The organism is Pseudomonas sp. GW821-FHT01D09 (assembly GCF_059422465.1).
Map to the genome: position 1 here is coordinate 112,642 of NZ_JBWKWY010000016.1, position 9,957 is coordinate 122,598.

Annotated in this window: 11 protein-coding genes; 5 read left to right on the plus strand and 6 right to left on the minus strand. The window is 63.2% G+C overall.

Annotated features, from left to right (window positions below; genetic code table 11):
* Positions 1 to 7: 7 nt before the first annotated feature.
* The 6 genes from AC07W7_RS16035 to AC07W7_RS16060 form a co-directional block, all read right to left on the minus strand.
* Positions 8 to 2,428 carry a fimbria/pilus outer membrane usher protein gene (locus AC07W7_RS16035; protein ID WP_495039686.1) on the minus strand — a complete coding sequence of 807 codons (2,421 nt, stop codon included), beginning with the start codon at positions 2,426 to 2,428 and terminating at the stop codon, positions 8 to 10.
* 101 nt (positions 2,429 to 2,529) lie between these two features.
* Positions 2,530 to 3,231, minus strand: coding sequence for a fimbria/pilus chaperone family protein (locus AC07W7_RS16040; protein ID WP_099167675.1), 702 nt, complete (start codon positions 3,229 to 3,231; stop codon positions 2,530 to 2,532).
* 33 nt (positions 3,232 to 3,264) lie between these two features.
* Positions 3,265 to 3,891, minus strand: coding sequence for a DUF1120 domain-containing protein (locus AC07W7_RS16045; protein ID WP_099167676.1), 627 nt, complete (start codon positions 3,889 to 3,891; stop codon positions 3,265 to 3,267).
* An 89-nt stretch (positions 3,892 to 3,980) separates the two neighbouring features.
* Entirely contained in the window at positions 3,981 to 4,601 is a 621-nt protein-coding gene (locus tag AC07W7_RS16050) for a DUF1120 domain-containing protein (RefSeq protein WP_495039682.1), read from the minus strand.
* A 38-nt stretch (positions 4,602 to 4,639) separates the two neighbouring features.
* On the minus strand, positions 4,640 to 5,260 hold the full coding sequence (locus tag AC07W7_RS16055; RefSeq protein WP_495039683.1) for a DUF1120 domain-containing protein: 621 nt from the start codon (positions 5,258 to 5,260) through the stop codon (positions 4,640 to 4,642).
* 32 nt (positions 5,261 to 5,292) lie between these two features.
* The gene (locus AC07W7_RS16060; protein ID WP_495039684.1) at positions 5,293 to 5,913 is read right to left on the minus strand and encodes a DUF1120 domain-containing protein; all 621 of its coding nucleotides are present in this window, start codon (positions 5,911 to 5,913) and stop codon (positions 5,293 to 5,295) included.
* A 397-nt stretch (positions 5,914 to 6,310) separates the two neighbouring features.
* On the opposite strand from AC07W7_RS16060, the gene AC07W7_RS16065 reads away from it, so the two are divergent.
* The 5 genes from AC07W7_RS16065 to AC07W7_RS16085 all read left to right on the plus strand — a co-directional run bounded on the left by AC07W7_RS16065 (position 6,311) and on the right by AC07W7_RS16085 (position 9,839).
* Positions 6,311 to 7,120, plus strand: coding sequence for a response regulator (locus AC07W7_RS16065; protein ID WP_099167680.1), 810 nt, complete (start codon positions 6,311 to 6,313; stop codon positions 7,118 to 7,120).
* A 193-nt stretch (positions 7,121 to 7,313) separates the two neighbouring features.
* Positions 7,314 to 7,949 carry a response regulator gene (locus AC07W7_RS16070; protein WP_076962352.1) on the plus strand — a complete coding sequence of 212 codons (636 nt, stop codon included), beginning with the start codon at positions 7,314 to 7,316 and terminating at the stop codon, positions 7,947 to 7,949.
* An 87-nt stretch (positions 7,950 to 8,036) separates the two neighbouring features.
* Positions 8,037 to 8,507 (plus strand): nuclear transport factor 2 family protein, encoded by a 471-nt coding sequence (locus AC07W7_RS16075; RefSeq protein ID WP_076962353.1) that lies wholly within the window; start codon positions 8,037 to 8,039, stop codon positions 8,505 to 8,507.
* Positions 8,508 to 8,543: 36 nt separating this feature from the next.
* Positions 8,544 to 8,828, plus strand: coding sequence for a GIY-YIG nuclease family protein (locus AC07W7_RS16080; protein ID WP_076962354.1), 285 nt, complete (start codon positions 8,544 to 8,546; stop codon positions 8,826 to 8,828).
* An 81-nt stretch (positions 8,829 to 8,909) separates the two neighbouring features.
* The gene (locus AC07W7_RS16085) at positions 8,910 to 9,839 is read left to right on the plus strand and encodes a glutathione S-transferase family protein (protein WP_495039685.1); all 930 of its coding nucleotides are present in this window, start codon (positions 8,910 to 8,912) and stop codon (positions 9,837 to 9,839) included.
* Positions 9,840 to 9,957 lie beyond the last annotated feature (118 nt).

The window sequence follows — 9,957 nt, forward strand, 5'->3', positions numbered from 1 at the left end:
ATTTTCCTCATAAGGGGTTGCAGCGCGCGGGCGTGGTTTCGAAATACACCTGGGGATCGCCCTTGGCCGGCAGCTCGAACTGCAGCCGGCAGCGGGTCAGGCCTGGCGCGCTGACCCACAACCCGGACTGCTCCAGCACATTGGGCAGAAACACCTGGCCGCCGTCCTGCACCAGGGTCACGAACTCGCCGTCGGCGGTGCTGACGGAGGCGCCACGGGGCAGCAGTGCGCCTTGTTCGGTGCGCGCGGTGAGCAAGACCCGGCGCGTCAACGTCACTCCGAACTCGACCCGATCCACCGCCCCGCGTCCGGCCGAGATCATCGCCAGGCCGTTGTTGATATCGGCATTGCGCGGCAGCGAACGGGTCTGCACTTCCACCGGGCTGCGGCCATAGGCACTCACCTGGGGCACCACGGCCTGGCCTTGCCAGTCGGTCCACACCGGGCCGCTGGGGGTGCTCAGCTTGATGCCGCCCATATCACCCACCGAGACCACAGCGAAGGTGTCGCGCACCGGGTAGGGCGAGAAGGTGACACCGTCGCTGTGCACCACCACGCCGCCCCGGGCGCTGCCCTGATAGCTCGAGTGCTCGGCATCGGAGCGGCTATAGCTGACATCGAGTTGGCTGTAGCGTGGCAGGGCCGATAGGCCGAGGGTGGTCTCTACTTGTTGGTCGCGGGTGTCATGTTCGGCACTCACGCGATAGCTCAGTTGATCGTCGAGCTGTTCGTTCAGCCCCAGCCCCGTGCGATGTTCCCCGCCCGAGTTGCGTACCCAGGCGCGCATGCGCCGGCTCTCACCCAGGGGCAGGCTGACATTCAGGTACACCGCGTTGTCCTGTTGCTGGCGCCCGCCCATTTGCCACTCGGCGCTGGCCGACAACGACACGCCTGCGACGCTGGTGCCCCAGGACGCCAGGCCGCGGCTGCTGCTGTCGCCATCAAAGCTGCTGGAGCGCGACACCCCGGCGCTGAACGCTCCCAGCCATGGGTGGGACCAGCCCAACGTAGCGCTTTGTTGCTCGCGATAGCGGGAGCGCCGTTGCTGGGTGGTCTCGGGTTCGTAGGTGGCTTCTTCCAGCTCCCGATAGCCTGGGGTGCGCCAGGAGTTGGCCACGCTGAACGACCATTGCTCATTCAGGCGCTGGGACCATGACAGGTCGGTCTGCACCCCACGCACCTTGTCCCGTGCCTGAGTGTCGGCGACCTGGGTGGCCAGTTGCACCTGGCTATCGAGCCACGGCAGCCAACCCAGGCTCACCCCTGCCGCCCGGTATTCACTGGACGCCAGCACACCGCTGCCCAGGGACAATTGCGGGTGCACGGCACCGGTCCAACCGGCGCTGACCACCCACGGATCGTCGCCCTGGGCATCGCCGATATTGCGCACGCGGCCCGCCGCCACCGAGTACCCCGGCGCCGCCAGCCCCAGGCCAAGCATGGCGGCGGGAACGGTGAAACGGCGCTCGCCGCCGCTGCTTTCCTTGACCGTGACTTCGACGTCCGAGCGTGAGCTCAGGCGCCGCACATCCGTCAGGGAGAACGGCCCGGCCGGCACCACGGTGGAATGAATCAACGCACCGTTCTGCCGCACCTCGACCTGGGCCGGGCTGTTGGCGATACCGTCGATGGTCGCGCCCTGGCCTTGTTCTTGAAGGGCCTGTTCGGTCAGGACCTGCACCCCGGTGATCTGCGCGCCGGACAACACCGGGTTATAGAGGTTGATCTGCCCGGCCTGCAGCACCGCCTGATGCCGGGCAAAGGTGCGTTGGGCGTAGGCTTCCAGATGGGTGCTGCGCGACAGGCCATCCTGCCAGGTCTGTACCTGGCGGCTGCGCACGATCCAGTCACCGGCGTTGAAACCCACCTCGGTGTTGGCCGAACCGAACCGACTGTTATCGTCGCCGAAGCGGTTGTAGAAACCGGTGAGGTCGTAATTGAGCAGGCCGGCAACCCCACCGGTCTCGTAGCTCGAGATGTCCTGTGGCAACGGGCGTAACGCCTCGGTCGGCACCACCAGCGACACGGTGAGGCTGGCGGGGTCCGGCTCCACCAGGCTTTGCGGGTATTGCGCGAGAAAGTCATGGCAGGGGCCGCTGTCTTCGGGCCTCACCAGGTTGGCGGCGTCCAGTAATGCCTGGTCAAAACACAGGTGGCCTTGTGGGTCGAACCCCACCTCCAGCCGCCCCCGGCGTTGACCATTGACCCGCAGGCTCACCGCGTGCCGTCCGGCGGCATAGCGCGGGGCGTCCAGCAGCAAGCTGGCCAACTGCGGGTCGATGCCACGCTGCTGCAGGGTGGTGGCGTCGAAGCCGGGCCGCTCTTCGGCCCAGGTCTTGGCCGGCAGCAGGGCGCACGCCAGCAGTATCGCGAGCAAGGCGCAGCGGGTGGGTGTATCGGGTACGGCTTCGCCGTCACGGTCATTCAATACTGTTTTCACGCAAGGCACTCGAATGATGGGCATCTGTGGCGAGGGGGCTCGTCCCCTCACCACAGGTCAGTGTCTGGCCGGGGACTTCGTGTGGTTTGTCAGGTGATAGGCGCTTCATAGGCGGCCACGGCAAAGCCATACACCGTCGCCGGTTGCAGCCGGACCTTGCTGGCGGGACCGCCGGTGGCCGGCACACTCAGGGTTTCCCCCGGCAATACGTAGGTGCGGGGCAGCATGGCCTTGCCGTCACCGGGCAGCAGGCGCAGCTCTTGGGCCAGGCGCACCACATAGGGGCTGTCGTTGCGCACCTGCAAGGTGCTGCCGTGTTGCGACCAGGTCAGGCCGGTCCAGGGCGTGCGGTTGGGGGCCAGGCCCTTGGGGTGAATGATCACCGGCAAGTTCTGGCGCACCGTCACGCCGACCCGTGCGTGCCCGGCTTCGGTGGCGGGGCGGCCCTGGGGCATGCCTTCAAAGATCGCCCGCTTGAGGCGCTGGGTAAGCAGTGGCTGCTGGCGTTGCAGGATGAAACGCACCAGTTGCGATTTGCCCGGCTCCACCCGCGACAGCGGCGGTGTCACCACCAGCAAGGGCTCGGTGTCTTCGGCAATGTCTTTTAGGGTGACGTGCAGCAGGGCCAGTTGGCTGTCGGTGTTGGTGACCGAAACGGCCGCTTCACCTTCGGCTTCGTAGACGATGACCACGGAGGTGTCCGGGACCATGCCATCGGCCTGGGCCTGGGGGCCCAGCAGCAACGTCAGGGCAAGAATGCAGGTCGCGTTTTTCAAGAGTGTCGTCGTCATGCCGGGGGGTTCCATTGGGGCCGCGTGAAAAGGTCAGAGGTAGCGCAAATCCAGAACGATCGAACCATCCAGCGGCACCTCCTGGTCCAGGGTCAGGTATTGGGTGAAGTTGATGGACGTGTCGATGCGCAGTTGGGTCGTCAACTGACCGATGAAGTCGGGCTGGCGATCACCCGGTGGGGCAAAGCCGATGTAGGATTTTGGATAGGCGTTGGGCTCGGGGGACCAGGTTTCGCCACTGTCGGTGGACGCCAACACCTGCAGGGTTTGTGCGTCGCCCATCGGGTTGCGATAGGACAGCGCCACTGAGCCCAGGCGCTCTGCCGGAACATGGATATTTCTGCCCAGGCCGTAGAAAAATCCGGGCGCCAGCGAGGACTCCGCTCGGTTATCAAGCCCTACCAGGGCGAATAACATGGGGCGGCTGCATTGCACGTTCAGTTCCAGCAGCCGACTGGGCAGCACAGTGAACTCAGTGGAACTGAGGGTATGTGAGGGGATTTTTCCGTGATCGACCGTGCCCTCGTCAGATAACGTCACATGGCAGGCATCGGGCGTCACTCGGCCCGTCACCGTGATATCGACAAAAGAAGCAGCAATGGCCGGGCCAATGTTCGTCAGCAACAGCAGGAGCGCCAGGAGGCGAGGGTAGGTGTTCATCGAGGGGCGCCACTGGCCGGGGTAAAAACGGCCGATACGGGAAAAATACCCATGCCTGCAAGCGTCAGCCAGGCATGGGTGTCCAAGGGTTACAGGTACTTGACTTCAAGGGTGGCGGAACCGTCGAGGGTGACCTCGTTGCTCAGGTCCAGGCCATCGGTGCGGGCGATGGAGGTTTGAATCACCAGTTCCAGCGACAAGTCCTTGGCCGGCACCGGTTGAGTGTCGTCAGCCATGCTGGCCACCGACATGTACAGGCCCGCGTCCCAGAATTTTTCTCTGTACCAATTGTCCTGGCCGTTGAAGGACGCAATCGGCTGCACTGCGACACCATCGGCGATCAGGTTGTTTAGCATCAGATGAAACCAGCCGAGCTTCTGGTTACCGTTGATCAGGCCCAGGCCATAGTTGTCGGAGAACATGGACGAACCGGCCCGGTTGTCGACCGAGTGCAGTGCAAAAGTGATCGCGCTGTCGCAGCTTACGACCATGCTCAAGGTGTGGGTCCCGATGAGCGTCGGGCCGTTTGTCTTCAGGTCCTTGGCGGAAATTTTGCCGTGGTCGATCACCCCGCCGCCGGACAGGCTTGGGGTACAGGCGCTAGGCACGATCAGGCCCTTGACGGTGAGATCGACGGTCGAAGCGGCGTAAGTGGCGGTGCAGCCGAGCAGCATCAGGCCGGTGGCGAGGGTGGTAAACAGGGGCTTCATGGGGGATGAACTCCTTTCAATGGGGGCTGTGTGTGGCATTACAGATAGGTGACTTGAACCGTGGCGTGCCCGTCGACGGGGACTTCGTCGGTCAGGGTCAGGCTATCGGCGGGGGCGATGTGGGTGTACAGGCGTATCTGTGCGTCGAAGTCCCGCACTGCAATCGGCACCAATTGGTTACCGCTGGCGATGGCGGTCAGCATGGTGTGGGTGAGCAGGCTGGTGGGCAGCCACGTCATGCCGCCGTCCACTGACGTAATGGTGCGTACCGCAACGCCATCGGCCACGGGGGCGTAAAGATGGAACGCGGCACCGCCGAGTTTTTCCCCTTCTGCCGTCAAGCCCAGGCCGTGCCAGAAGGCGTGGTTGGCAGACGAGCCGGCGCGGTTGTCGACGGTGGTCAGGGTGAAGAACGTCGGCGCTTCACAACGCACGCTCAATTGCAGGGATTGGCCGGGCAACGAGGTGTATTGCTCGGCCTGGAGATCCTTGGCGGCCATTTTCCCGAAGTCGATCGTGCCACCGCCGGAGATCAGCGGCGCACAGGCGCTGGGGGTAATGGTGCCTTTGACGCTGAGGTCGGTGGTGCTGGCGGCCAGTGCCAGTGGCGAGGCTGCGAGCAACAGCACGGCCAATGGGATTGCGTTGCAGATGTGCATGGTCAGAACCTTCCGTGTGGACGGGGTGGGGGTTACAGGTACACCACTTCCAGGGTCGCGGAACCGTCGATGGGCGCCTCGTCACTGAAATCGAACTGGTTCGCCGGGGCGATTTGGGTGCCCACCTCCAGGTCCATCACCAGGCTCTTGATCGGCAGCAATGTGCTTGCGTCATCCTGGGTGCCTGCGCCCCACAGGGTTTGCAGTTCCCAGTTGTGTTCGCTGTACCAGGTGCGGCCACCGTCAGCGGAAGCGATGGGTTGAGCCGGGGTGCCGTCGGCGACCAGGTTTTGTGGGGTCAGGTAATACCGGCCCAGTTTTTTGTTGCCATTGACCAGGCCCAGGCCGAAGTCGCTGCTACTGGTGGCGGTGCCACTGCGGTTGTCGATAGGCCGGAGGGCGAAGGGAATGCTGGCATCGCAATCGATGGTCAAGCGCAGCACTGCCTTGGGCAATGTCGTGGGGTTGTTCTGGACCAGATCCTTGGCGGAGATTTTTCCATGATCCACCATGCCGCCAGCCGAAACGGCCGGGGTGCAGGCATTCGGCGTGATCAGGCCCTTGACCGTCAGGTCCACAGTGCTGGCAGCCCAGGCGGACGTGGAGCTGGCGAGCAACAGGGCAACGCCCACCAGGTTTAACGACTTGTTCATTTCAGGTTGTTCCAGTGCAAGGTCGGCGATTCACGCGTGCAGCCGGCAATGCCAGGCCCTTGTAAGGGGCGGGCGGGTTGCAAGGCGGCTGGCGTGTCTGTTTCGGGCGCCGCAGTGTGGCGTGCCCGTTCCCTCTGATTGGGGTGGGCGCAATTTATCGGCGGGAGGGGGCAGGGGAAATACAACTATTACGACAATGAGGGGGAGGGGGAAATCAGTTTCGCTTGTGTCGGAATAGGTTGTCGCTCATGTAGGAAAGTTGGTTTTTTCGTAGTTGTTGCATCGTCATGCTGTCACTCATAAGGATATTTTCAGGCGGCGATGGCAGCCATTTGCGTTTGGCTGTTGCGTCAGCGCCGCCGGGCGCTGCAGGACGGATCGCCGCAATGAGGTGAACATGGAGACTGGCGTATCGTTGAGCGCAGTGCTTTCCCGTGAATTGGCCCCCTCGATTACTCCCCCGCTGCATTGGCAGCACCTGACCGTGTTGGTGGTGGAGGACCACTCCGCCTATCGCGTATTGATGGGCTGGTTTCTGGAGAAGCTCGGGCTGGGCCATCAATTGGTCGGCGACGGCCAACATGGGCTGACGGCCCTGGCCGAACGCCCATTCGACCTGGTGATCAGCGATTGCCAGATGCCTCTGATGGATGGCTACACCATGAGCCGGGCAATCCGCCTGCGCGAACAGGCCAACGCGCAACGCCGGGTGCCGATCATTGCCTTGACCGGCAACCTGGTGCACGACGACCCCCAACGTTGCCGCGATGCTGGCATGGATGCTTGGCTGCTCAAGCCGCTGACCCTTGATCAACTGCAAGGGGTGCTGGCGCTGTGGCTGCCCGGCCCGGCCAGTGCCGCATCGAACACCCTGGTTTCGGCACCCTGGCCGACCCGTGCCAGCCTGGTCGAGACCTTTGGCGACGCCCACGTGGTGGACCAGATGCTCACCAGCCTGCTCTGCGAAGCCCGGGAAGACAGCGCCGCCCTGGAACGCGCACGCCTGGCCCTGGATGGGCCGTTGACCGCTGAGCGCCTGCATCGCCTGGTGGGCAGCCTGGCATTCCTCGGCGGCGCGGAGTTGGAACTGCGTGGCATGAGCCTGATCGAACGCGTCCGCGCCCAGGGCATGTTGCTGAACAAATCCCATCTGGAAGCCTTCCAGGCGGACTTGCGGGCCTACCTCAAATACTTGGGCGCGTTGTGAAATGGGTTGTATGTAGGGCGATATCGGTCTGTGTTGCAGGTTATGGATGTAGGTGGTTTCTTTTAATTTTGTAGGTCATAAAAAAATCACTACAAAACATTGAACGTGACGCAAAGCCCACGTCCTGGACGGTTGTTGCGGTCCGTCGGCGAGGGTATTTTGCGGGCTCAGTCGCCATCATCTGTGGGTATTTATGCTTCGCGTAATTATTGCTGACGATCACCCCATCGTACGAATCGGGCAGAGAGTGGTGATCGAGGCGAATGGCAAGTGCAAAGTGGTCGGTGAGGCCGAAGGCCCCGATGACCTGTTGCGGTTGCTGGAAATCACTTCCTGCGATGTGCTGGTGACTGACTTCGCCATGCCGGGTGGCCAGCAGGCCGACGGCTATGGCCTGCTCAGTCTGCTGCATCGTCAGTACCCGGAGTTGCCCGTGATTCTGGTGACCATGTTTGCCAACGTCGCCACCTTGCGCGCCTCCTTTGCCCATGGTGCCCGGGCTATCGTCGCCAAAAGCGCCTCGGCCAAGGAGTTGCCGCTGGCGATCAGGGCGGTGAGCGCCGGCCAGACCTTTGTCAGCGAATGCCTGCGGGTGCAACTGGTGGAGGCGGGCACGGGCGATCAGTCGCAACAGCCGCAGTTGTCCGGCAAGGAGCGGGAGGTGGTGCGCATGCTCGCCAGCGGCATGACGGTCAGCCAGATCGCCGCCCGGGTCAATCGCAGCATCTCCACCATCAGCAAGCAGAAAAGCACGGCCATGAGCCGGTTGTGTATTTCCACCGACGTGGATCTGTTCGCCTATGCTCGCAGCTGCGGCATGGTGCCTTAGGGGCTCACCCCTGGCATTCCCGGCATCGATGCCGATGGCGTTCCAGGCCCTTGCGCACTATCGTGACGGACTTCCCCTTGTTGCCGGATACTGCCGATGCACAACGCCCTGATCACCGAGTTCTACAGCGCCTTCCAGCGCCTGGATGCCGAGGCCATGAGCGCCTGCTATACCGAGGATGTGCTGTTCAGCGACCCGGCGTTCGGCGAACTGCGCGGGCGCGATGCCGGCGACATGTGGCGCATGCTCACCACCCGGGCCAGGGACTTTTCCCTGACCTTCGACCAGGTACACAGTGACGAAAGCACTGGCAGCGCCCATTGGGTGGCCACCTACCTGTTCAGCCAGACCGGCCGCACCGTGGTCAACCATATCCAGGCGCGCTTTGTGTTTCGCGACGGCAAGATCTGCGAGCACCACGACCACTTCGACCTGTGGCGTTGGTCGCGCCAGGCCCTGGGCACCCAGGGCCTGCTGCTGGGCTGGACGCCGCTGGTGCGCAACGCGGTGCGTGCCCAGGCCTTGAAAGGGTTGCAGGCGTTCCAGGCCAGTCGTTGATAAGATTGGCGCTCTTTTCGTTTGCCAGAACCTTTTGTGAACAATCCACCTGAACCCATCGCGCCCAAACCCTGGTTTGTCTACCTGGTGCGGGCGGCCAATGGCGCGCTCTATTGCGGGATCAGCAACGACCCGCAGCGCCGCTTTGCGATGCACCAGAGCGGCAAGGGCGCGCGGTTTTTCCTGTCCAGCCCGGCGGTGGCGCTGGTGTATACCGAGGCCTGCGCCAGCAAGAGCGAGGCGCTGCGCCAGGAACGTCTGATAAAAAAACTCAAGAAAAGCGCCAAGGAGTGTCTGGCCCGGGCTTATCAACCTGACTGATCAGTTCCCGTCAGGCCAATGGGTAGGCCGCAGTGATTTTGCACGATAAGCTGGCGGCTCCTTCTTTTAGCGGAGTCTGGAATGTCTGAGTTAATCCTGCATCACTACCCGCAATCCCCGTTCGCCGAAAAGGTTCGCCTGCTCCTGGGTTTCAAGGGGCTGTCCTGGCATTCGGTGACCATTCCCCCGGTGATGCCCAAGCCCGATCTGACGGCCCTGACCGGCGGCTACCGAAAAACCCCGGTGCTGCAGGTGGGCGCGGATATTTATTGTGATACCGCGCTGATCGCCCGCCGCCTGGAACAGGAAAAGGCCGCGCCGCCGCTGTTTCCCGAAGGCCTGGAACTGGTCAGCCAGAGCTTTGCCGCCTGGGCCGATTCGGTGGTGTTTTCCCATGCCGTGGCCCTGGTATTCCAGCCCGAATCCCTGGCGGTGAAATTTGCCAAGGTGCCGCCGCAGATGCTGCAGGCGCTGGTCGCCGACCGCACCCAGATGTTTGGCAGCGGCACCGCCACCCGTGTGCAACTGGACGTGGCGCGGCACCAGTGGCCGGCAATCATTGCGCGGCTTGAGCAACAGTTGCAGCGTCAATCGGGGGACTTCCTGTTTGGCGAACCGTCGATTGCCGACTTCGCCATGGCCCATACGTTGTGGTTTATCAAAGGCTCGTCGGTGACCTCGCCGCTGGTGGATGATTATCCTGCCGTCAGCGCCTGGCTTGGGCGGGTGCTGGGCTTCGGGCATGGCACTTCCAGCGAGATGAGTGCCGGGCAGGCCCTGGAAATCGCCCGCAATAGCACGCCTGCGGCGTTGCCGGATGAAGTGTTTGCAGAGCCCAACGGGTTCAAGGTGGGCCAGCAAGTGAGCATCGCCGCGACTGACTATGGTGTGGACCCGGTGGTGGGCGAGTTGCTGTTTGCCGGTCGCGAGGAGTTGATCCTGCGCCGCGAGGATGAGCGCGGCGGCACCGTGCATGTGCACTTCCCGCGCCTGGGCTTCTTGATCCGTTAATCAAACAGCTGTAGGCGCTGGCTTGCTCTTAACTGTGGGAGCGGGCTTGCCCGCGATAGCGCTGGGTCAGTTAATGCAACTCTGACTGACACACCGTCATCGCGGGCAAGCCCGCTCC